General features: G+C 54.7%; 24 protein-coding genes. 18 read left to right on the top strand and 6 right to left on the bottom strand.

What is annotated here, in order from left to right:
- Window positions 1-29 precede the first annotated feature (29 nt).
- Window positions 30-719 carry a uracil-DNA glycosylase gene (gene ung / locus N2K86_RS16415; RefSeq protein WP_089598417.1) on the bottom strand — a complete coding sequence of 230 codons (690 nt, stop codon included), beginning with the start codon at window positions 717-719 and terminating at the stop codon, window positions 30-32.
- A 314-nt stretch (window positions 720-1,033) separates the two neighbouring features.
- Between ung and grcA the strand changes: the two genes are divergently transcribed.
- On the top strand, window positions 1,034-1,417 hold the full coding sequence (gene grcA, locus N2K86_RS16410; protein WP_008502190.1) for an autonomous glycyl radical cofactor GrcA: 384 nt from the start codon (window positions 1,034-1,036) through the stop codon (window positions 1,415-1,417).
- Window positions 1,418-1,471: 54 nt separating this feature from the next.
- On the opposite strand, the gene srmB is transcribed toward grcA, so the two are convergent.
- Window positions 1,472-2,800, bottom strand: coding sequence for an ATP-dependent RNA helicase SrmB (gene srmB / locus N2K86_RS16405; RefSeq protein WP_042715662.1), 1,329 nt, complete (start codon window positions 2,798-2,800; stop codon window positions 1,472-1,474).
- A gap of 132 nt (window positions 2,801-2,932) precedes the next feature.
- Here srmB and trmN point away from each other — a divergent pair, with 132 nt between their 5' ends.
- The gene (gene trmN / locus N2K86_RS16400; RefSeq protein WP_260659306.1) at window positions 2,933-3,670 is read left to right on the top strand and encodes a tRNA(1)(Val) (adenine(37)-N(6))-methyltransferase TrmN; all 738 of its coding nucleotides are present in this window, start codon (window positions 2,933-2,935) and stop codon (window positions 3,668-3,670) included.
- Here trmN and nadB read toward each other — a convergent pair.
- A complete protein-coding gene (gene nadB, locus N2K86_RS16395; protein WP_260659305.1) occupies window positions 3,655-5,274 on the bottom strand; it encodes an L-aspartate oxidase in 1,620 nt (539 codons plus the stop codon). The two genes, trmN and nadB, sit on opposite strands and share 16 nt — an antisense overlap.
- 363 nt (window positions 5,275-5,637) lie before the next feature.
- On the opposite strand from nadB, the gene rseD reads away from it, so the two are divergent.
- The 12 genes from rseD to acpS all read left to right on the top strand — a co-directional run bounded on the left by rseD (window position 5,638) and on the right by acpS (window position 15,077).
- Window positions 5,638-5,703, top strand: coding sequence for a rpoE leader peptide RseD (gene rseD / locus N2K86_RS16390; RefSeq protein WP_226348011.1), 66 nt, complete (start codon window positions 5,638-5,640; stop codon window positions 5,701-5,703).
- Window positions 5,700-6,275, top strand: a complete 576-nt coding sequence (rpoE, locus tag N2K86_RS16385) for an RNA polymerase sigma factor RpoE (protein WP_006176728.1) — start codon at window positions 5,700-5,702, stop codon at window positions 6,273-6,275. Before rseD ends, rpoE begins: the two co-directional genes overlap by 4 nt.
- Before the next feature lie 31 nt (window positions 6,276-6,306).
- The gene (gene rseA / locus N2K86_RS16380; RefSeq protein ID WP_010434079.1) at window positions 6,307-6,957 is read left to right on the top strand and encodes an anti-sigma-E factor RseA; all 651 of its coding nucleotides are present in this window, start codon (window positions 6,307-6,309) and stop codon (window positions 6,955-6,957) included.
- Entirely contained in the window at window positions 6,957-7,910 is a 954-nt protein-coding gene (rseB, locus tag N2K86_RS16375; RefSeq protein ID WP_010434078.1) for a sigma-E factor regulatory protein RseB, read from the top strand. The genes rseA and rseB overlap by 1 nt, the downstream gene beginning before the upstream one ends.
- Window positions 7,907-8,383, top strand: coding sequence for a SoxR-reducing system protein RseC (gene rseC, locus N2K86_RS16370; RefSeq protein ID WP_126546406.1), 477 nt, complete (start codon window positions 7,907-7,909; stop codon window positions 8,381-8,383). The genes rseB and rseC overlap by 4 nt, the downstream gene beginning before the upstream one ends.
- Before the next feature lie 185 nt (window positions 8,384-8,568).
- Window positions 8,569-10,368 (top strand): translation elongation factor 4, encoded by a 1,800-nt coding sequence (gene lepA / locus N2K86_RS16365; RefSeq protein WP_089598413.1) that lies wholly within the window; start codon window positions 8,569-8,571, stop codon window positions 10,366-10,368.
- A 16-nt stretch (window positions 10,369-10,384) separates the two neighbouring features.
- Complete coding sequence (gene lepB / locus N2K86_RS16360; RefSeq protein WP_260659304.1) at window positions 10,385-11,359, top strand: signal peptidase I; 975 nt, start codon at window positions 10,385-10,387, stop codon at window positions 11,357-11,359.
- Window positions 11,360-11,581: 222 nt separating this feature from the next.
- On the top strand, window positions 11,582-12,262 hold the full coding sequence (gene rnc / locus N2K86_RS16355; RefSeq protein ID WP_003860711.1) for a ribonuclease III: 681 nt from the start codon (window positions 11,582-11,584) through the stop codon (window positions 12,260-12,262).
- Entirely contained in the window at window positions 12,259-13,164 is a 906-nt protein-coding gene (era, locus tag N2K86_RS16350) for a GTPase Era (protein ID WP_006176722.1), read from the top strand. The genes rnc and era overlap by 4 nt, the downstream gene beginning before the upstream one ends.
- 18 nt (window positions 13,165-13,182) lie before the next feature.
- A complete protein-coding gene (gene recO, locus N2K86_RS16345) occupies window positions 13,183-13,890 on the top strand; it encodes a DNA repair protein RecO (RefSeq protein WP_089598411.1) in 708 nt (235 codons plus the stop codon).
- 75 nt (window positions 13,891-13,965) lie between these two features.
- The gene (gene pdxJ, locus N2K86_RS16340; RefSeq protein WP_260659303.1) at window positions 13,966-14,697 is read left to right on the top strand and encodes a pyridoxine 5'-phosphate synthase; all 732 of its coding nucleotides are present in this window, start codon (window positions 13,966-13,968) and stop codon (window positions 14,695-14,697) included.
- Window positions 14,697-15,077: a holo-ACP synthase gene (gene acpS / locus N2K86_RS16335; RefSeq protein WP_260659302.1), complete on the top strand. Its 381-nt coding sequence runs from the start codon at window positions 14,697-14,699 to the stop codon at window positions 15,075-15,077. Before pdxJ ends, acpS begins: the two co-directional genes overlap by 1 nt.
- On the opposite strand, the gene N2K86_RS16330 is transcribed toward acpS, so the two are convergent.
- Entirely contained in the window at window positions 15,074-15,334 is a 261-nt protein-coding gene (locus N2K86_RS16330; protein WP_010434061.1) for a YfhL family 4Fe-4S dicluster ferredoxin, read from the bottom strand. The genes acpS and N2K86_RS16330 overlap by 4 nt on opposite strands.
- A 46-nt stretch (window positions 15,335-15,380) precedes the next feature.
- A complete protein-coding gene (locus tag N2K86_RS16325) occupies window positions 15,381-16,229 on the bottom strand; it encodes a MurR/RpiR family transcriptional regulator (protein ID WP_049005961.1) in 849 nt (282 codons plus the stop codon).
- A 117-nt stretch (window positions 16,230-16,346) separates the two neighbouring features.
- Here N2K86_RS16325 and murQ point away from each other — a divergent pair, with 117 nt between their 5' ends.
- From murQ to tadA, 4 genes are read left to right on the top strand one after another with little or no spacing between them, the layout of a single operon-like run.
- Window positions 16,347-17,240, top strand: coding sequence for an N-acetylmuramic acid 6-phosphate etherase (gene murQ, locus N2K86_RS16320; protein WP_260659301.1), 894 nt, complete (start codon window positions 16,347-16,349; stop codon window positions 17,238-17,240).
- Window positions 17,241-17,251: 11 nt separating this feature from the next.
- Window positions 17,252-18,616 carry a PTS transporter subunit EIIC gene (locus N2K86_RS16315; RefSeq protein ID WP_260659300.1) on the top strand — a complete coding sequence of 455 codons (1,365 nt, stop codon included), beginning with the start codon at window positions 17,252-17,254 and terminating at the stop codon, window positions 18,614-18,616.
- 3 nt (window positions 18,617-18,619) lie between these two features.
- A complete protein-coding gene (gene yfhb, locus N2K86_RS16310) occupies window positions 18,620-19,255 on the top strand; it encodes a phosphatidylglycerophosphatase C (protein WP_042715843.1) in 636 nt (211 codons plus the stop codon).
- 24 nt (window positions 19,256-19,279) lie between these two features.
- Window positions 19,280-19,819, top strand: a complete 540-nt coding sequence (gene tadA, locus N2K86_RS16305) for a tRNA adenosine(34) deaminase TadA (RefSeq protein WP_260659299.1) — start codon at window positions 19,280-19,282, stop codon at window positions 19,817-19,819.
- Here the strand turns inward: tadA and mltF are convergent.
- Complete coding sequence (gene mltF / locus N2K86_RS16300) at window positions 19,707-21,257, bottom strand: membrane-bound lytic murein transglycosylase MltF (protein ID WP_260659298.1); 1,551 nt, start codon at window positions 21,255-21,257, stop codon at window positions 19,707-19,709. The genes tadA and mltF overlap by 113 nt on opposite strands.
- Window positions 21,258-21,396 lie beyond the last annotated feature (139 nt).

Below are 21,396 nucleotides of genomic sequence, written 5' to 3'. Positions count from 1 at the left end.
TGCCGGGCCTGGCCCGGCACATTCAAATCCTACTCGCTCTCTGCCGGTAACACCGGCATCCAGTCAATCGGCGTTTCGCCACGTTTTTCCAGCCATTCATTCGCCAGAACAAAATGATTACTGCCAAAGAAACCGCGATGTGCAGACAGCGGTGACGGGTGCGGTGCTTTCAACACGTGGTGGCGCTGACGATCGATAATCGCCCCTTTCTTCTGCGCGTGAGAACCCCAGAGTAAAAACACCACACCTTCACGATGCTCGTTGATCAGGCTGATGACTTTATCGGTAAAGGTCTCCCAGCCAAGGCTGGCGTGCGAGTGGGCCTGACCCGCGCGTACGGTCAGGACGGTATTCAGCAGCAGCACACCTTGATGCGCCCAGCTTTCCAGGTAGCCGTGGTTTGGCCGGGTAAACCCGGGCACGGTTCCCTCCAGCTCTTTATACATGTTGAGCAGAGAAGGGGGGATAGCCACGCCCGGACGTACGGAAAACGCCAGTCCATGCGCCTGTCCTGGGCCGTGATAGGGATCCTGGCCCAAAATAACCACTTTTACATCGCTCAGTTCGGTATAGCGAAAGGCGTTGAACACATCTTTCTGCGGCGGGTAAATCGTCTGTCCGGACTGGCGCTCAGCAGCAACAGTGCTGAGCGTATTGATAAAATAAGGCTGCTGCTTTTCTTCTGCCAGCACGTCATGCCAGGTTAAAGGTGTTGTCATCTCGCTCTCCTGCGAATCTCAATCTGTGACTAGCTTACCCGTTTAACACCGGTGAGCAAAATTACACGCTGAAAAGAGCGCTAAGTGGCTAAATTTGTTTTGAAAACATACTGAATAAGTTGAATTGGTAAAGGTGTGAAATTGATCTAAAACAATAAACTCAAACCACACTCTTTATGTGGTTGGTGTTTTTGTTGATTTAAATCAATAAATCACCGGGGTGTGAATGATATATATACACACAAGAAACAATGGTTTTACCAATTGGCCGTGAGAGGCCGACATCAGTTAATGTAGCCTAAGGGAGGCAACACATGATTACAGGTATCCAGATTACTAAAGCTGCAAATGACGATCTGCTCAACTCTTTCTGGCTGCTGGACAGCGAGAAAAACGAAGCGCGCTGTGTCGTAGCGAAAGCGGGTTTTGCAGAAGACGAAATCGTTCCGGTGAGCAAGCTGGGCGAAATCGAATACCGTGAAATCCCAATGGAAGTGAAACCAGAAGTGCGCGTTGAAGGTGGTCAGCACCTGAACGTTAACGTGCTGCGTCGCGAAACGCTGATGGATGCCGTTGAGCACCCTGAAAAATACCCGCAGCTGACCATTCGTGTTTCTGGCTATGCGGTACGCTTCAACTCTCTGACCCCAGAACAGCAGCGTGACGTGATTGCGCGTACGTTCACTGAAAGCCTGTAAGGGTTTCAGCCACGGGGGTGGAATAAAAAAGCCGGGAAATTTCCCGGCTTTTTTTTACTCTTCAGTTTTCGTTTCTGGCGCGGCAGCGCTTGGCTTGCGACGTTTACCAATATTTTTGGTGTCGCGGTGGCGTTGCTTAACGCGCGGCTTCTCTTTTTCTTTCTCTTTTCTCTCAGCACGTTTCGCGAGCGCTTTTTTGGACGGCTTGCCCGTCATTTTTTCGCTCGGCGCACGGGTGGTCGGGCGAAGCTCATCAATGACGCGCGCTTTCAGCGGCTCATCAACATAGCGGCCAATCTTCTGCAGCAGCAGGTAGTCATGCGCCTCAACAAGTGAAATAGCAATCCCTTTACGGCCCGCGCGACCGGTACGGCCAATACGGTGCAGATAGGTATCTCCGCTGCGCGGCATATCGAAGTTAATGACGTGGCTGACGTCAGGGATGTCGATCCCGCGTGCGGCAACGTCAGTCGCAACCAGCACGTTTACGCGACCGTCGGTCAGACGCTTAATACCTTCAGTACGCTTGATCTGCGCCATCTCGCCTTCAAGATAGCAGTTGTTGATCCCGGCGTTACGCAGCATTTCAGCCAGCTCGTGCACGCGCTCGCGCTTACGCACAAACACGATTGTGCGCAAAGCGTCTTCCTGCTTCAGCAGGTGTTTCAGCAATTCAACTTTGTGCTCGAGGTTGTCCGCGCGGTAGTACCACTGGTGGATCTTCTTACGCTCACGGGTGGACGGCGTCGCCGAGACTTCCGCCGGATCTTCCAGCAGACGCTCCGCGAAGTCTTTGATCGCTTCCCCTTCGAGAGTGGCAGAGAACAGCATTGTTTGGTTACGCCAGCGCGTTTCACCCGCAATGTGTTCAATATCCTGCGCGAAGCCCATGTCCAGCATGCGGTCGGCTTCGTCGAGGATCAGCGTTTCAACCGCGCGGCAGTCGAAGTTCTCTTCTTTGATGTACTGCAGCAGACGGCCGGTCGTCGCAACGACGATGTCCTGGTTTTCGCTGAACACTTCGGCGTGGTTCATGTACGCAACGCCGCCGGTTATGGTGGCGATATCCAGATGAGTATTTGCCGCGAGTTCACGCGCGTGATCGGCAACCTGCATTGCCAGTTCGCGCGTAGGCGTCAGAATTAAAATACGCGGTGGGCCTGATTTTTTACGTGGGAAATCGAGCAGGTGCTGCAAGACAGGCAGCAAGTAGGCTGCTGTTTTCCCCGTGCCGGTTGGCGCAGAACCGAGCACATCGCGGCCCTCAAGCGCAGGCGGAATGGCCGCGGCCTGAATGGCGGTCGGGCGTGTAAAGCCTTTGCTCTCAAGTGCATTGAGCAGGCTTTCATCGAGTTCAAGTTCGGAAAAAGTCGTTACAGTCATGTTCTACCTCTGTGTGGGGCGCTGATTATAGACGTTACGGCTGTAATCTTCATCTGTTTGTATGGATATCGCTTTTCGACCACTTCGCTTTCCCCTATGCTACTCCAGTTTCACTTAGAAGGTTGCCCTGACATGTCTCAACTCAAAGCGCAGCTGCGCCGCGATGGTTTTACGTTTAAGCAGTTTTTTGTGGCGCACGATCGCTGTGCGATGAAAGTCGGTACAGACGGTATTTTACTTGGTGCCTGGGCACCTGTCGCAGGTGTTAAGCGTATTCTTGATATCGGTACGGGCAGCGGGCTGGTGGCGTTGATGCTGGCGCAGCGCACGGAAGAACATGTCACCATTGATGCCGTCGAACTGGATGCGCAAGCCGCAGGGCAGGCGAGTGAAAATGCTGCGGAATCCCCCTGGGCGCCACGCCTTTCCGTTGAGTGTGCGGATATTCTTGCCTGGGCGCCTGAGCAAACTTCACGTTACGATCTCATCGTCAGCAACCCTCCTTACTACGAACCCGGCGTGGAGTGCGGTACGCCCGAGCGCGAACGGGCTCGTTATACCGGCTCACTCGATCATAAGGCGCTGTTAACCAGTGCGGCTGAGCTGATCTCTGAAGAAGGTTTTTTCTGCGTGGTGCTGCCAGAAAGTACCGGCAATAACTTTATTGAGATTGCCCGGGAGATTGGCTGGAGTCTGCGTTTGCGCACCGACATTTCGGACACTGAAGGGCGGTTGCCGCATCGTGTGTTGTTGGCACTCTCACCGAAAGAAGGGGAGTGTTTCAATGACAGAATGGTCATCCGTGGGCCAGACCAGCGTTACTCCGAAGATTACACTGCTCTGACCCAGGCGTTCTATCTGTTTATGTGAGCGTGAGGAGACAAGACCGACGGGCCGGACGCTTCCAGCTGATCGGGATAGTCCAGGGTGTAGTGCAGCCCGCGGCTCTCTTTACGCATCATTGCGCAGCGAACGATAAGCTCCGCAACTTGTACCAGGTTGCGCAGTTCCAGCAGGTTATTGGAGACGCGGAAATTGGCGTAATACTCATCAATCTCCTGCTGTAGCATCGTGATGCGGCGCAAAGCGCGTTCAAGACGTTTTGTCGTCCGTACAATCCCAACGTAGTCCCACATAAACAGCCGCAATTCGTGCCAGTTATGCTGGATAACAACCAGTTCGTCCGGATTCTCTACACGACTTTCATCCCAGGCCGGCAAACGCTCTGTTTCACGGGCATACGGCATACGGCGGGTAATATCCTCTGCCGCAGACCATCCGTATACCAGACACTCCAGCAGCGAGTTTGATGCCATGCGGTTCGCGCCGTGCAGGCCGGTATAACTCACTTCTCCAATGGCGTACAGGCCGTCCACGTCGGTGCGGCCGTGATCGTCAACCATCACGCCACCACAGGTATAGTGGGCTGCGGGTACAATGGGCACCGGATCGCGGGTTAAATCGATGCCCAGGCCAAGCAGTTTTTCATAAATCATCGGGAAGTGCTGACGAATGAATTCAGCTGGCTTATGGCTGATATCCAGATACATGCAATCCACGCCAAGGCGTTTCATTTCATGGTCGATTGCGCGAGCGACAATATCGCGCGGGGCCAGTTCGCCCCTGACGTCAAAGTCAGGCATAAAGCGGGAGCCGTCGGGACGCTTCAGGTAAGCGCCTTCTCCGCGCAGGGCTTCCGTCAGCAGGAAATTACGCGCCTGAGGGTGGAACAGGGCTGTTGGATGGAACTGATTGAACTCAAGGTTCGCCACGCGACAACCGGCACGCCAGGCCATGGCTATACCGTCCCCGGAGGCAATGTCCGGGTTTGTCGTGTACTGATACACCTTAGAGGCTCCGCCTGTCGCCAGCACGACCGCTTTTGCCCGACAGGTTTCCACCTTCTCTTTATTACGATTCCACACCCAGGCGCCGACAACGCGTCGCGTGCCCGGTAGACCAATTTTATCGGAGATAATCAGGTCAACCGCATTGCTACGCTCAAGGACGCGAATATTAGGATGGCTAAGCGCTTTACTGACCAGTGTGGTTTCAACCGCTTTTCCGGTCGCGTCTGCCGCATGAAGGATCCGACGATGGCTATGTCCGCCTTCACGGGTTAGATGGTAGCTCTCTTCACCGTTAGGCTGGACATGGGTATCAAACAGCACCCCTTGATCGATAAGCCACTGGACGCAGTGACGGGCGTTGCTGGCGACAAACTCTGCGGCATGTTCATCTACAATCCCCGCCCCGGCAATGAGGGTGTCTTCAACGTGTGAGGCAATGCTGTCCGTTTCGTCAAACACGGCCGCAATCCCGCCTTGCGCATAGAAAGTTGAACCTTCGCTCATCGGGCCTTTACTCAAGACGATCACGTTCTGATGCTCAGCAAGGCGCAGCGCAAGGGAGAGACCAGCAGCACCGCTGCCGATGATCAGTACATCACAATGAAGTTCTGGCGTTGTGTTCATGATGTTTGTTTAATTTACTAAACAGTGTTTGGCCAGAATAGCACCCGACTGAGAGGTTTCGCACGTTTTTTTTATCTGCTGTTATGGTGGCTAAACTTAACGCGCGGCGTAAACGAGAGGTAAATGAACGAAAATATTTTGCGAAGCAGATCGTTAGCTTCAGATTTTGTGGTGAAATAAAGCCAGTGTTGCGTTACTCTTCAGGCGATAAAGTTGATGATTCTTGTCAGAAAGTGGGTGCGTATCGTGATCAGACTTATAATGAGAGAAAATGATCGGTCTGCGGCGCGATGAACAAAAACAAAAGCGTGACGGAACTTATTGAAGAATAGACGCTCTAAGCCAGTGCTTGCTCAAAGTACAATGCTGTTAGAGTGGCGTTTCGATAGCGCGTGGAATTTAGGTTTGGGGAGACATTACCTCGGATGAGCGAGCAGTTAACGGACCAGGTCCTGGTTGAACGGGTCCAAAAGGGAGATCAGAAAGCCTTTAACCTACTGGTGGTTCGCTACCAGCATAAGGTGGCGAGTCTGGTTTCTCGCTATGTACCCTCGGGAGACGTTCCTGATGTGGTACAAGAGTCTTTTATTAAGGCCTATCGTGCGCTGGATTCATTCCGGGGAGATAGTGCTTTTTATACCTGGCTGTATCGCATTGCCGTGAATACAGCAAAAAATTATCTGGTCGCTCAGGGACGTCGTCCGCCTTCTAGTGATGTGGACGCAATCGACGCCGAAAACTTCGAAAGTGGCGGCGCGTTGAAAGAAATTTCGAACCCTGAGAACTTAATGTTGTCAGAAGAACTGAGACAAATCGTTTTTCGCACGATCGAGTCGCTCCCGGAAGATTTACGCATGGCAATTACGTTACGGGAGCTGGATGGCCTAAGCTATGAAGAGATAGCGGCCATTATGGATTGTCCGGTCGGCACGGTTCGTTCACGAATTTTCCGTGCGCGAGAAGCAATTGATAATAAAGTTCAACCGCTTATCAGGCGTTGACGATAGCGGGATACTGGAAAAGGTATTAGGCATGCAGAAAGAACAACTTTCCGCTTTAATGGATGGTGAAACGCTGGATAGTGAGCTGCTCAATGAGCTGTCTCATTCTCCCGAAATGCAAGAGACCTGGGAGAGCTATCATCTCATCCGTGACACCCTACGTGGTGATACCGGCGAGGTTCTCCATTTCGATATCTCGGCTCGCGTCATGGCGGCCATCGAGAACGAGCCAGTACATCAGACCACTCCGCTGATTCCTGAAGCTCAGCCCGCGCCTCACCAGTGGCAGAAAATGCCGTTCTGGCAAAAGGTGCGTCCGTGGGCCAGCCAGCTTACCCAAATGGGTGTGGCTGCTTGCGTATCGCTTGCAGTTATCGTTGGCGTCCAGCACTATAACACTCAGTCTGAAGCCAATCAGCAGCCTGAAGCGCCAGTGTTTAATACACTGCCGATGATGGGCAAAGCCAGCCCGGTTAGCCTGGGCGTACCGGCAGATGCTTCCGCAAGCGGCGGTCAGCAACAGCAGGTACAAGAGCAGCGCCGTCGCATCAATGCGATGTTGCAGGATTATGAGTTGCAGCGTCGTCTGCACTCCGAACAGCTTCAGTTTGAGCAGGCACAAACCCAGCAGGCTGCTGTGCAAGTGCCCGGAAACCAAACTTTAGGAACGCAATCGCAGTAATGAAGCAACTTTGGTTCGCCATGTCTCTGATGACAGGTAGCCTGTTCTTCTCTGCCAACGCCTCGGCTGATGTTTCATCCGGGGCGTTGTTGCAGCAAATGAATCTGGCCAGCCAGTCACTCAATTACGAGTTGGCATTTATCAGCATTAATAAGCAGGGCGTCGAATCGTTACGCTATCGCCACGCCCGTCTTGATAACCAGCCGCTCGCCCAGCTTTTACAGATGGATGGTCCACGTCGGGAAGTGGTTCAGCGTGGCAACGAAATCAGCTACTTTGAGCCTGGCCTGGAACCTTTCACTCTGAATGGCGACTACATCGTTGATTCTTTGCCATCGCTTATCTATACCGATTTCAAGCGACTTGCCCCTTTCTACGATTTTATCGCGGTGGGTAAAACCCGTATTGCCGACAGACTCTGCGAGGTTATCCGCGTTGTTGCCAGAGACGGTACGCGTTACAGCTACATCGTCTGGATTGATGCAGAAACCAAGCTGCCAATGCGCGTTGACCTGCTCGACCGTGACGGTGAAACGCTGGAACAGTTCCGCGTCATCTCCTTCAGCGTGAATAATCAGGTGGGCAATAGCATGCAAAATCTGGCCAAAGCCAGCCTGCCGCCGCTGCTTTCTGTTCCTGCCGGTGATTCTGTGAACTTCAACTGGGTTCCTTCCTGGATCCCGCAAGGATTTAGCGAAGTCTCCAGTAGCCGTCGCCAGTTGCCGACCATTGAAACGCCGGTCGAATCGCGTCTTTATTCCGATGGGTTGTTCAGCTTCTCGGTGAACATCAACCGTGCAACGGCAAACAGTTCAGAACAAATGCTTCGTACCGGGCGCCGCACGGTGAGTACCACGGTACGTGATAACGCCGAGATCACCATCGTCGGGGAATTGCCGCCGCAAACGGCGAAGCGCATTTCCGACAGCATTAAATTCAGGGCTGCGCAATGATTAAAGAGTGGGCTACGGTCGTATCGTGGCAGGATGGCGTTGCGCTGGTGAGCTGTGACGTGAAGGCATCCTGCAACAGCTGCGCGTCCAGAGCGGGTTGCGGCAGTCGCGTGCTCAACAAGCTGGGGCCGCAGACGTCGCATACGATCGCCGTTCCGAGCGAACAGCCGCTGGTGGCAGGGCAGAAGGTGGAACTGGGCATTGCAGAAGGCAGTCTGCTGACCTCCGCGATGCTGGTTTATCTCTCCCCACTGGTTGGTTTGTTTGCCATGGGCGGTATTTTCCAGATGTTGTTTGGCACCGATGTGGCTGCCATGTGTGGTGCTGCACTGGGTGGTGTAGGCGGATTCTGGCTTGCCAAAGGCCTGTCGCCAAAGCTTGCTGCACGTGAAGAGTGGCAACCCGTTATCCTCAATGTTGCGCTCGCGCCTGACCAGCTTCGTGTCGAGACGCTCTCTTCTGAAGCCCGGTGATCCACCGGGCTTTATCATTATTTACATCTCAAAAAAGAAAACGCCGTTTCTTCGCGCTATGCTTGGCTCTAAGTGCATTTCCAGGTTGCGGGGATGTAGTGTAGAATGCTGCGTTTTCGCACTGAAAAACGTCAGGCTAAGAACAGCGGCCTCCAGGAATTCGTAAGGCATAATTATTTAACTATATGAAGAACATACGTAACTTTTCGATCATTGCTCACATTGACCACGGTAAGTCGACGCTGTCTGACCGTATTATCCAGATTTGCGGTGGCCTGTCTGATCGTGAAATGGCAGCCCAGGTACTGGACTCCATGGACCTGGAACGCGAACGCGGTATCACCATTAAAGCGCAGAGCGTGACGCTCGACTATAAAGCGACCGACGGTGAAACCTACCAACTGAACTTTATCGACACCCCTGGCCACGTTGACTTCTCCTATGAAGTTTCACGCTCGCTGGCGGCCTGTGAAGGCGCGCTGCTGGTGGTCGATGCCGGGCAGGGCGTAGAAGCCCAGACCCTGGCGAACTGCTACACCGCGATGGAAATGGATCTCGAGGTCGTGCCGGTTCTGAACAAAATTGACCTGCCTGCCGCCGATCCTGAGCGCGTAGCGGAAGAGATTGAAGACATCGTCGGCATTGATGCGACCGACGCGGTACGCTGCTCGGCGAAAACCGGCGTCGGTGTACCAGATGTGCTGGAACGTCTGGTACGTGATATTCCGCCACCGGAAGGTGACCCGGAAGCGCCGCTGCAGGCGCTGATCATCGACTCCTGGTTCGATAACTACCTGGGCGTTGTTTCGCTGGTGCGTATTAAAAACGGCACCATGCGGAAAGGCGACAAAATCAAGGTGATGAGTACCGGCCAGGTCTACAACGCTGACCGTCTGGGTATCTTTACGCCAAAACAGGTTGACCGTACCGAGCTGAAATGCGGCGAGGTAGGCTGGCTGGTATGCGCCATTAAAGACATCCTCGGTGCCCCGGTGGGCGATACGCTGACGCTGGCGCGTAACCCGGCGGACAAAGCGCTGCCAGGCTTCAAAAAGGTAAAACCGCAGGTCTACGCGGGTCTGTTCCCGGTCAGCTCTGACGACTACGAAAACTTCCGCGATGCGCTCGGTAAATTGAGCCTGAACGATGCTTCCCTGTTCTACGAACCAGAAAGTTCAACGGCGCTGGGCTTCGGCTTCCGCTGTGGCTTCCTCGGCCTGCTGCACATGGAGATCATTCAGGAACGTCTGGAGCGTGAATACGACCTGGATCTGATCACCACCGCACCGACCGTTGTGTATGAAGTGGAAACCACCTCGAAAGAAGTGATCTACGTCGACAGCCCGTCCAAGCTGCCGCCGCTGAACAATATTCACGAATTGCGTGAGCCTATTGCTGAGTGTCACATGCTGCTGCCGCAGGAGTTCCTGGGCAACGTCATCACGCTGTGTATTGAGAAGCGTGGCGTGCAGACCAACATGGTTTACCACGGTAACCAGGTGGCGCTGACCTACGAAATCCCGATGGCGGAAGTGGTACTCGACTTCTTCGACCGTCTGAAGTCGACCTCCCGTGGCTATGCGTCACTGGATTATAACTTCAAGCGCTTCCAGGCCTCTAACATGGTGCGTGTGGACGTGCTGATCAACAGCGAGCGCGTCGATGCACTGGCGCTGATCACCCACAACGACAACGCGCCATACCGTGGCCGCGAGCTGGTTGAGAAGATGAAAGAGCTGATCCCACGTCAGCAATTTGACATCGCGATTCAGGCGGCTATTGGTAACCACATCATCGCGCGTTCAACCGTGAAACAGCTGCGTAAAAACGTTCTGGCGAAATGCTACGGCGGTGACGTCAGCCGTAAGAAAAAGCTGCTGCAGAAGCAGAAAGACGGTAAGAAGCGTATGAAGCAGGTCGGTAACGTTGAGCTGCCGCAGGAAGCATTCCTTGCCATTCTTCATGTTGGTAAAGACGGCAAATAACCCTTAAGGAGTTGGCATGGCGAACATGTTTGCCCTGATCCTGGTCATCGCTACCCTGGTGACAGGTCTGCTGTGGTGTCTGGATAAGTTTATCTTCGCCCCAAAACGCCGTGAACGTCAGGCTGCCGCACAGGCAGCCACTGGCGATGCTATTGATGCGAAAACCCTGAAGAAAGTTGGCCCGAAACCGGGCTGGCTGGAAACCGGCGCCTCGGTGTTTCCGGTGCTGGCGATTGTGCTGGTGGTACGTTCGTTTATTTACGAACCGTTCCAGATCCCATCAGGTTCAATGATGCCAACGCTGCTGATTGGCGATTTTATTCTGGTTGAGAAGTTTGCCTACGGCATTAAAGATCCGATCTACCAGAAAACGCTGATCGAAACCGGTCATCCGAAACGTGGCGACATCGTGGTGTTCAAATATCCGGAAGATCCGCGCCTGGACTACATCAAGCGCGCGGTGGGTCTGCCGGGTGATAAAGTCACCTACGATCCGGCCACGAAGGAAGTCACCGTTCAGCCTGGATGCAGCTCCGGTACCGCATGTGAAAACGCGCTGCCCATCACCTACTCAAACGTTGAGCCAAGTGATTTTGTGCAGACCTTTGCCCGTCGTAACGGCGGCGAAGCGACCAGCGGCTTCTTCCAGGTACCGAAAGGCGAGACCAAAGAGAACGGTATCCGCCTGGTTGAGCGTAAAGAGACGCTGGGTGATGTCACCCATCGTATCCTGACAGTGCCAATCGCGCAGGATCAAGTGGGTATGTATTACCAGCAGCCGGGTCAGCAGCTTGCCAGCTGGATCGTACCGCCAGGTCATTACTTCATGATGGGCGATAACCGCGATAACTCTGCCGATAGCCGCTACTGGGGCTTTGTGCCGGAAGCGAATCTGGTGGGTAAAGCGACTGCGATCTGGATGAGTTTTGAGAAGCAGGAAGGCGAATGGCCGACCGGGGTACGCCTGAATCGTATTGGCGGAATTCATTAATTCTCACATAAAGAACACGTAGCCGCGTTATTTTGCGGCTACGTGAATTATTTAAGCGATAAATCTCTTCGAACTAACGACATCCCTTGTCGTTGCGTATAGAATATTCCCCCGAAGTTTAAGGTTGGCCCTGCAAGGGAGCCACGGCACACGAAACCGCGTTGGTTTTCTCAGGTCGGTTTCGTGTGCTGCATTTTTGACGCATTCATTTATTGGTATCGCATGAACCCCATCGTAATTAATCGGCTTCAACGGAAGCTGGGCTACACTTTTCATCATCAGGAGTTGTTGCAACAGGCATTAACCCACCGCAGTGCCAGCAGCAAACATAATGAGCGCCTCGAGTTTTTAGGTGACTCTATTTTAAGTTTCGTGATTGCGAATGCGCTTTATCATCGTTTCCCGCGTGTGGACGAGGGTGATATGAGCCGCATGCGTGCCACGCTGGTTCGGGGTAATACCCTTGCGGAAATCGCGCGTGAATTTGAACTGGGCGAATGTCTGCGTCTTGGACCGGGTGAATTGAAAAGCGGCGGCTTCCGTCGTGAATCTATTCTTGCCGATACGGTCGAAGCATTAATTGGTGGTGTGTTCCTGGACAGCGATATCCAGACCGTAGAAAAGCTGATCCTCAACTGGTATCAGACCCGTCTGGACGAAATCAGCCCGGGCGATAAACAAAAAGATCCGAAAACGCGTCTGCAGGAATATTTGCAGGGTCGTCATCTGCCGCTGCCGTCCTATCTGGTGGTGCAGGTACGTGGCGAAGCGCACGATCAGGAATTTACCATCCATTGCCAGGTCAGTGGCCTGAGTGAACCGGTGGTGGGCACAGGTTCAAGCCGTCGTAAGGCTGAACAGGCTGCCGCCGAACAGGCGTTGAAAATGCTGGAGCTGGAATGAGCGAAGAAAAGACCTATTGCGGATTTATTGCCATCGTCGGACGTCCGAACGTCGGCAAATCCACCCTGCTGAATAATCTGCTCGGGCAGAAGATTTCAATCACCTCGCGTAAGGCGCAAACCACGCGTCACCGCATCGTCGGCATCCATACTGAAGGCGCATATCAGGCGATCTACGTCGATACCCCCGGCCTGCACATGGAAGAGAAGCGTGCGATTAACCGTCTGATGAACAAGGCGGCGAGCAGCTCCATTGGCGACGTTGAGCTGGTGATTTTCGTTGTGGAAGGCACCCGCTGGACGCCGGACGACGAGATGGTGCTGAACAAGCTGCGTGACGGTAAAACGCCGGTTATCCTCGCGGTCAACAAAGTTGACAACGTACAGGAAAAAGCCGACCTGCTGCCGCATCTGCAGTGGCTCGGTAGCCAGATGAACTTCCTCGACATTGTTCCGCTGTCTGCTGAGACCGGCCTGAACGTTGATACCATCGCGGGGATCGTGCGTAAGCATCTGCCGGAAGCGATTCATCACTTCCCGGAAGATTACATCACCGATCGCTCTCAGCGCTTTATGGCGTCTGAAATCATCCGTGAAAAGCTGATGCGTTTCCTGGGCGCTGAACTGCCGTACTCTGTGACGGTGGAGATCGAGCGTTTCCAGACCAACGAGCGCGGTGGCTACGACATCAACGGCCTGATCCTCGTTGAGCGTGAAGGGCAGAAGAAGATGGTGATCGGCAACAAAGGGGCCAAGATCAAAACCATCGGTATCGAAGCCCGTAAGGACATGATGGAGATGTTTGAAGCACCGGTTCACCTCGAACTGTGGGTGAAAGTGAAATCTGGCTGGGCCGATGATGAGCGTGCTCTGCGCAGCCTCGGTTACGGCGAAGATCAGTAACTCAAGACGACGAGTATAATGGAAGGTTGGCAGCGCGCCTTCGTTCTCCATAGTCGTCCCTGGAGCGAAACCAGCCTTATGCTGGACGTCTTCACGGAAGAGTCGGGCCGCGTGCGCCTTGTTGCGAAAGGCGCACGTTCCAAACGCTCTAATCTGAAAGGCGCTCTGCAGCCTTTCACCCCGCTGCTGGTCCGCTTTGGCGGGAGAGGCGAAGTCAAAACTCTGCGCAGCGCTGAAGCCGTCTCCCTGGCACTTCCTCTTTCTGGCATCACGCTCTACAGCGGTCTGTATGTCAACGAACTCATTTCTCGCGTCCTTGAACATGAGACTCGCTTCTCGGAACTTTTCTTCGATTATCTGCACTGTATCCAGGCACTTGCTGGCGCAACGGGCACGCCCGAGCCTGCGCTGCGCCGCTTCGAACTGGCGCTGCTGGGCCATCTCGGGTACGGCGTAGATTTTCTGCACTGTGCGGGTAGCGGTGACGAAGTGGAAGACACCATGACCTACCGCTACCGCGAGGAAAAGGGCTTCATTGCCAGTATCGTGATAGACAACAGCACCTTTACCGGTCGCCAGCTCCGGGCGCTGTATGAGCGCGAATTTCCCGATCAGGACACCCTGCGCGCAGCAAAACGCTTTACCCGGATTGCCCTCAAGCCGTATCTTGGCGGCAAGCCCTTAAAGAGCCGCGAATTATTCAGGCAGTTTGTGCCGAAACGCTAACGTTTTACCCCTCACCCCAGCCCTCTCCCGGAGGGAGAGGGGGAAGAGAAATGAACCAAAATACCGAGGATTGTCATGGCTGAATTACTGTTAGGCGTCAACATTGATCATATCGCCACGCTGCGTAATGCGCGCGGCACGGCGTATCCCGATCCGGTTCAGGCGGCGTTTATCGCTGAACAGGCTGGCGCTGACGGCATTACCGTTCACCTGCGTGAAGACCGCCGCCATATTACTGACCGCGACGTGCGCATTCTGCGCCAGACGCTGGACACCCGTATGAATCTGGAAATGGCGGTCACTGAAGAAATGCTCGCTATTGCCTGCGAGACTCAACCGCATTTCTGCTGTCTGGTGCCGGAAAAACGCCAGGAAGTGACCACCGAAGGCGGTCTGGATGTGGCCGGGCAGCTCGACAAAATGCGCGATGCCTGCAAACGTCTGGCGGATGCCGGTATTCTGGTTTCTCTGTTTATCGACGCCGATTTCGCCCAAATTAAAGCGGCGGCCGACGTGGGCGCACCCTATATCGAAATTCACACCGGCTGCTATGCCGATGCCAAAAATGATGCCGAACAGGCCAAAGAGCTGGATCGCATTGCCAAAGCGGCCACGTATGCCTCAAGCCTGGGCCTGAAGGTCAATGCCGGTCATGGCCTGACCTACCACAACGTGAAAGCTATTGCCGCGCTGCCGGAAATGCACGAGCTGAACATCGGCCACGCCATTATTGGCCGTGCGGTGATGAGCGGCCTGAAAGAGGCGGTCTCTGAGATGAAACGCCTGATGCTGGAAGCGCGTCAGTAATGGCTATTCTGGGCTTAGGCACCGATATCGTTGAAATAGCCCGCATTGAAGCGGTGATCGCCCGGAGCGGCGATCGCCTCGCAAGACGCGTGCTGAGCGATAACGAGTGGGCTATCTGGGAAGCGCATCAGCAGCCGGTGCGTTTTCTGGCGAAGCGCTTTGCGGTTAAAGAGGCGGCTGCTAAAGCCTTCGGAACCGGAATTCGCAACGGCCTGGCGTTTAACCAGTTTGAAGTGTTTAACGATGAGCTGGGTAAGCCGCGCCTGCGTTTATGGGGCGAGGCGCAAAAGCTGGCAGAGAAGCTGGGTGTAAATCACATGCACGTGACGCTCGCCGATGAACGCTACTACGCGTGCGCGACGGTGATCATTGAAAGCTAGAGTTTGTCTGCATGATGCATCAGGACAAACTTATCCCATAGCTGCTCTTCGTTCTCGACGTGGGCCGGATCCTTCAGGATAGTATTCGGGATCGGGCACACTTTCTGACAGGTCGGCGTTTCATAGTGGCCGATGCATTCGGTGCAGCGGTCGCTGTTAATCTCATAAATGCTGTCGCCCATCGAAATAGCCTGGTTAGGGCATTCGGGCTCGCACATATCGCAATTGATACATTTTTTGGTAATTAACAGCGCCATCAGGAAATTCTCAGAAACAACACAAACTGGGCGGGCATTATACGCGTCAAACCAGCTTCTTTACCAGTTCTTCGCTGTGACGAATGCGCTCTGGCGCGTGCTCAAGATCCTGCTGCACCAGCGCCATAAACAGCAGATCCGTCAGCATCATTTGCGCGCTGGTGGACGAAATAGCCGCGCTGCGCGTGGCCTGCTCTTCGGCAATGGTATATAAACAGCGCGTTGCCCGCTGCTGGAGCGCATTTGGCGTAAAACCGGTGATCGCCAGAATTTTACCGCCGACGCGCAGCGCTTCATCGGTCGCCATATTGATCTCTCGACGTTCACCGGAATAAGAGATCGCCAGCAGCAAATCGTCAGGATCCATTGCCTGAACGGTGGCGAGCAGGGCGTGCATGTCCTGCTCCACTATCGCGTTGTAACCGATCTTCGTTAGCTTCCAGCCAAAGTTACGCGCCACTAGCCCGGATGCACCTATCCCGGTCAGAATAATGCGCCGTGCCGCGCGCAGCATCGCCACGCTTTCCAGCAGCTTCTCTTCGGTATTCACATCAAGCGTCGCATGCATGGCAGCCACGTTCTCTTTGATCAGCTTTTCGCCCACCAGACGCATCGGGTCATCGCCCCGGATCTGATTATGCACCGGCATCGACTGCGGATTGGGGTTACTCACCAGCGCTTCGCTGATCGCAAGCTTGAGGGCCGGAAAGCCCTTAAACCCAATCTTCTGGGCAAACTTCACCACGCTGGACTGGCTCACACCTGCCTCACTCGCCAGCTGTTGCGAGCTAAGATGGCGCGCGTGGTCGGGTTGAGAAAGGAGAAAATCCGCCAGCTTCTTGTCGCTTTGGGCAAAGCCTGCATAACGCTGGCGAATGCGAATTAAACAGTTCATACGGTCTCCTGGCGAAAATGTGATTATCTGCTCAAATACGAATTTTGCTCGCCTGAATGAATTTTATATTCCACTATAGTGTGATTATTATGAATTAAAAATTCTTGAGGTACAAAAATGAATCTTGGCTCACTTGTTTCTGAAACGCGTAACCCGCAAACCATGGATCTTGACGCACTCTCCACGCTGGAGCTGGTTAACCGCTTTAATCAACAGGATACGCTGGTCGCGCAGGCAGTGAAAGAGACATTACCTGAGGTGGCGAAAGCGGTTGATGCGGCCGCTGCTGCGTTAAAGGCCGGTGGACGCATTATATACATGGGCGCGGGCACCAGCGGACGTTTGGGGGTTCTGGATGCCTCCGAATGTCCGCCAACCTTTGGCGTTCCGCACGGTCTGGTGATCGGGCTGATTGCCGGTGGTCCAGGTGCGTTGCTGAAAGCGGTAGAAGGGGCGGAAGACAATAAACAGCTCGGTGAAGATGATCTCAAAGCCCTGAACCTGACCGCGCAAGATTTGGTAGTTGGGCTGGCGGCATCCGGGCGCACGCCGTACGTCATTGGCGGCCTGGAATACGCCAACCAGACAGGCTGCACGACAATTGCCATCTCCTGCAACCCGGGCTCGCCGATTGCGCAGGTGGCCGCTATCGCTATCTCTCCGGTTGTCGGGCCGGAAGCGCTGACCGGCTCCACGCGTCTGAAATCCGGGACCGCGCAAAAGCTGGTGCTCAATATGATCTCCACCGGCGCGATGGTGAAGTTTGGCAAGGTCTATCAGAATCTGATGGTCGATATGCAGGCCACCAACGTCAAGCTGGTGGACAGAGCCTGCCGCATGGTGATGGAGGCGACAGGCGCAGACCGTGAAGAGGCGGAAGCGGTCCTGAAACAAACCGATCATGATGTTAAACCGGCCATTCTGATGATCTTAAGCGGGCTGGACGCCGCGGCGGCGAGAGCCAGACTCGATGCGCATAATGGGTTCTTACGGGCTGCATTGGAAAACTAACAGAGGCGTGTATGGAAAAAACAGCAGCGCTCGCCAGCGGTATCCTGCAGGGGATCGGCGGAGAAAAGAATATCCAGCGTCTGGAAAACTGCATGACGCGCGTGCGCGTCGAGGTGCATAACGACGACGATCTTGATCTACCGCGCCTGAAGCAACTCCCCGGCGTAAGTGGATACGTCAAACAGGGGCAGCAGCACCAGCTCATCGTCGGGCCGGGGAAAGCGGCGCAGGTTGTTGATGCCATGCGCGCGTTGATGGTGGGCGGTGAGGCGACGGCCTCATTTGACGATGCCGAAAGCACCAAAGCGCAGGCAAAAGCCAAATACAAGGCGCCAATGAGCGACGCGCTGCGACAGCTGGCAAACGTCTTTATCCCGCTGATCCCGGCGTTTATTGCTTCGGGTTTGATCACCGGTATCATCAATATTCTCAAGCGGCCGGATATCGTCGGGGATTTTGCCACGCAGTATCCAAACCTGCTGGGGATCCTCGGGATCTTCGGCAGCGCAGTGTTCGCCATCATGAACATTCTGGTCGGGGTGAATACCGCGAAGGTGTTTGGCGGATCGCTGGCCATGGGCGGGGTAATGGCGGGCATCTTGTCCAGCCCGCAGCTGGCGCAGATCACGCTGTTTGGTGAGGCGCTCCAGCCTGGACGCGGTGGGGTGATCGCCGTGCTGCTGGTGGTCATCCTGATGTGCTGGATCGAGAAAAGACTCCGTGCGGTTCTGCCCGGTTCGATTGAGCTGATTCTCAACCCGCTGCTGACCACGTTGATTACCGGTAGCGTAGCGATTGTGGTTCTTCAGCCGTTAGGCGGGTGGATCTCTGACGCCATCGCCCACGGTGCGTCTCTGGCTATCGACCGTGGTGGCCTGCTGGTGGGCGCGGTGCTCTCTGGTACCTTCCTGCCGCTGGTGCTGACCGGCCTGCATCAGGGGCTGGTGCCGATCCACGTCGAGCTGGTGCAGGCGCACGGCTATAACGCGCTGCTGCCTATCCTGTCGATGGCGGGCGTGGGGCAGGTCGGCGCGGCGATTGCCGTACTGATGAAAACCCGCAACGCGCGACTGAAAAAAGTGATTAAAGGCGCACTTCCGGTCGGACTGCTCGGCATCGGCGAGCCGCTGATTTTCGGCGTTACGCTGCCGCTGGGTAAACCTTTCCTCGCAGCCTGCCTGGGGGGCGCGGTGGGCGGGGCGCTCATTAGCTACTGGAAAGTGGCGACGGTGATCACCTTTGGACTTTCCGGTTTACCGCTGGCATTAACCATCGTGACCGGAAAAGTGATGCTCTATCTGTTAGGCTATTTAGTAGCGGTAATCGCCGGGTTCCTGTTTACCTGGCTGTTAGGATTCAACGACCCAGAGGAGTAAGGTTTGGCAAATCACGCGCGTCGCGTTGTCTTTTTCGACCTGGATGGAACGCTGCACCAGCAGGATATGTTTGGCACGTTTATGCGCTACCTGCTGCGGCGTCAGCCTCTGAATGCGCTGCTCGTCTTACCGCTCTTACCCGTGATTGGCATCGCGCTGCTGGTAAAAGGCCGTGCAGCGCGCTGGCCGATGAGCCTGCTGCTTTGGGGATGCACCTTTGGTCACAGCGAAGCACGGCTTAAACAGCTCGAACAGGATTTTGCGCACTGGTTTCGCGGCCATGTCGCCGCGTTTCCCGTGGTGCAGGCGCGTCTCACCAGCTACCTCGACGCCAACGATGCCGACATCTGGCTGATTACCGGCTCCCCACAGACGCTGGTAGAGCAAGTTTATTTTGATACGCCATGGCTGCCGCGCGTAAATCTTATCGCCACGCAAATTTCCCGCGCTTACGGCGGTTGGGTGCTGACTATGCGCTGTTTGGGGCACGAGAAGGTGGTCCAGCTGGAGAAGCGCATCGGCACACCGCTGCGCCTGTACAGCGGCTACAGCGATAGCAAGCAGGACAACCCGCTGCTCTATTTTTGCCAGCACCGCTGGCGCGTCACGCCATCAGGTGAACTTCAGCAACTCGAATAGTCTTCTCTAAAACGGGCGTGTATAATGCCGCCCGCTTTTCGACTGGAGTATCAGCCCTTGTCCAACCCTGAATACAATCATGAATACTGGATGCGCCACGCGCTCACGCTGGCTCAACGTGCCTGGGATGAGGGCGAAGTGCCCGTGGGCGCGGTGTTGGTTCATAATAATCAGGTGATTGGCGAAGGGTGGAACCGTCCGATTGGCCGCCACGATCCTACCGCGCACGCCGAAATCATGGCGCTTCGCCAGGGGGGGCTGGTACTGCAAAACTATCGTCTGCTCGATACCACTTTGTACGTCACCCTTGAACCCTGCGTCATGTGTTCCGGCGCGATGGTGCACAGCCGTATCGGTACGCTGGTGTTTGGTGCGCGGGATGAAAAAACAGGCGCGGCCGGTTCGCTAATGGACGTGCTGGGCCATCCAGGGATGAACCACCAGGTGCAGACTATCGGTGGGGTACTTGCACCAGAGTGTTCGGGTCTGCTGAGTGACTTCTTTCGAATGCGCCGGCAGCAGAAAAAGCAACAAAAGGCAGAATTGAAGCAGGTGGACGATTAAGTTCGTCCGGTGCAACCACCGGGTAGCTCTGAGCCAGCTGTTTAGCTTCCGCCGCTTCTTTCTCTTTCTCCAGCAGGTATCCCACCAGGCTTATCTGATACTTACGAATATTTTCCACGTAAGCGTAGGCTTCATGCCCGCGCGCATAACCGTAGGTCAGCTTGTTGTACCACGGTTTCTGGCTCAGCAGCGGCAGACGCTGTTTTACATCAGACCAGCTGTCCGGGTTACCTTTGGTTTTTGCCGTCAGCGCGCGCGCGTCCAGCATATGCGCATAACCCATGTTGTAGGCGGCCAGTGCGAACCAAATCCGCTCTTCTTCCGGCACGGTCTCCGGTACTTTGGCCATCATATCCTGTAAATACTGCGCGCCGCCGCTGATGCTTTGCTCCGCATCGGTACGGTCATTGACGCCCAGGCTCAGCGCGGTATTTTTCGTCAGCATCATGAGACCACGCACACCGGTTGGAGAAGTAGCCTGAGTATCCCAGTGGGATTCCTGATACGAGATTGCCGCCAGTAGCTTCCAGTCAATCTCCTGGGCGTATTTTTCGAACAACGGCTGCAGGTCCGGCAGGACGCTATCAACTGCACGCAGGAAGCTTCGGGTGTCGACATAATCGAAGTCATCACCATGGCCGAGGTATTTTTCTTCCAGGCGCGCCAGCGTGCCGTCTTCATTGATGGCGTTATAGAAATCGAGCATGGCCGCAGAGAGGGTCTGATCGTTATCCAGTTGGGTAAACCAGGTCACAGGCTGTTCGTCAGTCACATCCAGCGCCACGGCGATTTCAGGGTGCACGCGCTGGAAAAGGCTGATCGCCACCGAATCCGCAATGGTATAGGCCAGCTTTTTGTCTTTAACCCGATCAAGCAGTTCTGTCGTGCCCAGTTTTGGGTCAACCGTCCAGCTCAGGTCAGGATACTTTTTCTCTTTGAGGGCGCGCAGGTCGTCAATCACGACATGGCCGGGGGCAATTGTCAGCTGTTGCTCATTAATGGTGGCGAGCGATCGAGGGCGCACGCTTCCCACGCGGTAAACCAACTGCTGGGAAACAGAGTAGTAGGTCGGGCCTGGCTGGTAGTTCTTGCTGCGCTCGCTGTTGTACACCAGCCCGGCGGCAAGGATATCGGCGTCATCGTTATCCAGGTCATCGAACAATTGGCTGATGTTCTGACGCACGGTAATTTTGAGCTTAACACCCAGATAGTCGGCAAACTGCTGGGCCAGTTCATAATCCAGACCAATGGTTTTGCCGTTGATGTCGCTGTAAATCAGCGGAGAGGAGAGGGTACTGACGCGCAATTCCCCCCGCTCCTGAATGGCGGCGATACGGTTTTCGGCTTTACCGAACCAGGGGATAGAAGGCCAGAGGGCCACTGCCAGCAGCAACGTAACAATGCCGATGAGCAGATAATTAATCTTTAATTTTTTCAATTAGTTAATTCTCTGCGACGCCGGTTGCCTCAGTATGCTGTAGCCATGTTAAGAATAAGGTTTGCCATTGAATGAGCGGCATTTTGCGCAAAGTTACGCCACTTGGCAACAAATTAGAGAGACAGGTCACACCTATTGT

The organism is Enterobacter mori (assembly GCF_025244905.1).
Lineage (GTDB): Bacteria > Pseudomonadota > Gammaproteobacteria > Enterobacterales > Enterobacteriaceae > Enterobacter > Enterobacter mori_A.
The sequence above is the reverse complement of the archived record's forward strand: the minus strand, read 5'-3'. Positions and strand labels throughout refer to the sequence as shown.

Excerpts from the sequence above, each read along its gene's own strand:
- era (WP_006176722.1), top strand. The coding sequence starts at position 12,259 with ATGAGCGAAGAAAAGACCTATTGCGGATTTATTGCCATCGTCGGACGT.
- acpS (WP_260659302.1), top strand. The coding sequence starts at position 14,697 with ATGGCTATTCTGGGCTTAGGCACCGATATCGTTGAAATAGCCCGCATT.
- N2K86_RS16315 (WP_260659300.1), top strand. The coding sequence starts at position 17,252 with ATGGAAAAAACAGCAGCGCTCGCCAGCGGTATCCTGCAGGGGATCGGC.
- N2K86_RS16325 (WP_049005961.1), bottom strand. The coding sequence starts at position 16,229 with ATGAACTGTTTAATTCGCATTCGCCAGCGTTATGCAGGCTTTGCCCAA.
- lepA (WP_089598413.1), top strand. The coding sequence starts at position 8,569 with ATGAAGAACATACGTAACTTTTCGATCATTGCTCACATTGACCACGGT.
- rnc (WP_003860711.1), top strand. The coding sequence starts at position 11,582 with ATGAACCCCATCGTAATTAATCGGCTTCAACGGAAGCTGGGCTACACT.
- recO (WP_089598411.1), top strand. The coding sequence starts at position 13,183 with ATGGAAGGTTGGCAGCGCGCCTTCGTTCTCCATAGTCGTCCCTGGAGC.
- rseA (WP_010434079.1), top strand. The coding sequence starts at position 6,307 with ATGCAGAAAGAACAACTTTCCGCTTTAATGGATGGTGAAACGCTGGAT.
- N2K86_RS16330 (WP_010434061.1), bottom strand. The coding sequence starts at position 15,334 with ATGGCGCTGTTAATTACCAAAAAATGTATCAATTGCGATATGTGCGAG.
- grcA (WP_008502190.1), top strand. The coding sequence starts at position 1,034 with ATGATTACAGGTATCCAGATTACTAAAGCTGCAAATGACGATCTGCTC.
- rpoE (WP_006176728.1), top strand. The coding sequence starts at position 5,700 with ATGAGCGAGCAGTTAACGGACCAGGTCCTGGTTGAACGGGTCCAAAAG.
- lepB (WP_260659304.1), top strand. The coding sequence starts at position 10,385 with ATGGCGAACATGTTTGCCCTGATCCTGGTCATCGCTACCCTGGTGACA.
- rseB (WP_010434078.1), top strand. The coding sequence starts at position 6,957 with ATGAAGCAACTTTGGTTCGCCATGTCTCTGATGACAGGTAGCCTGTTC.
- nadB (WP_260659305.1), bottom strand. The coding sequence starts at position 5,274 with ATGAACACAACGCCAGAACTTCATTGTGATGTACTGATCATCGGCAGC.
- murQ (WP_260659301.1), top strand. The coding sequence starts at position 16,347 with ATGAATCTTGGCTCACTTGTTTCTGAAACGCGTAACCCGCAAACCATG.
- trmN (WP_260659306.1), top strand. The coding sequence starts at position 2,933 with ATGTCTCAACTCAAAGCGCAGCTGCGCCGCGATGGTTTTACGTTTAAG.
- tadA (WP_260659299.1), top strand. The coding sequence starts at position 19,280 with ATGCCGCCCGCTTTTCGACTGGAGTATCAGCCCTTGTCCAACCCTGAA.
- rseC (WP_126546406.1), top strand. The coding sequence starts at position 7,907 with ATGATTAAAGAGTGGGCTACGGTCGTATCGTGGCAGGATGGCGTTGCG.
- srmB (WP_042715662.1), bottom strand. The coding sequence starts at position 2,800 with ATGACTGTAACGACTTTTTCCGAACTTGAACTCGATGAAAGCCTGCTC.
- pdxJ (WP_260659303.1), top strand. The coding sequence starts at position 13,966 with ATGGCTGAATTACTGTTAGGCGTCAACATTGATCATATCGCCACGCTG.
- ung (WP_089598417.1), bottom strand. The coding sequence starts at position 719 with ATGACAACACCTTTAACCTGGCATGACGTGCTGGCAGAAGAAAAGCAG.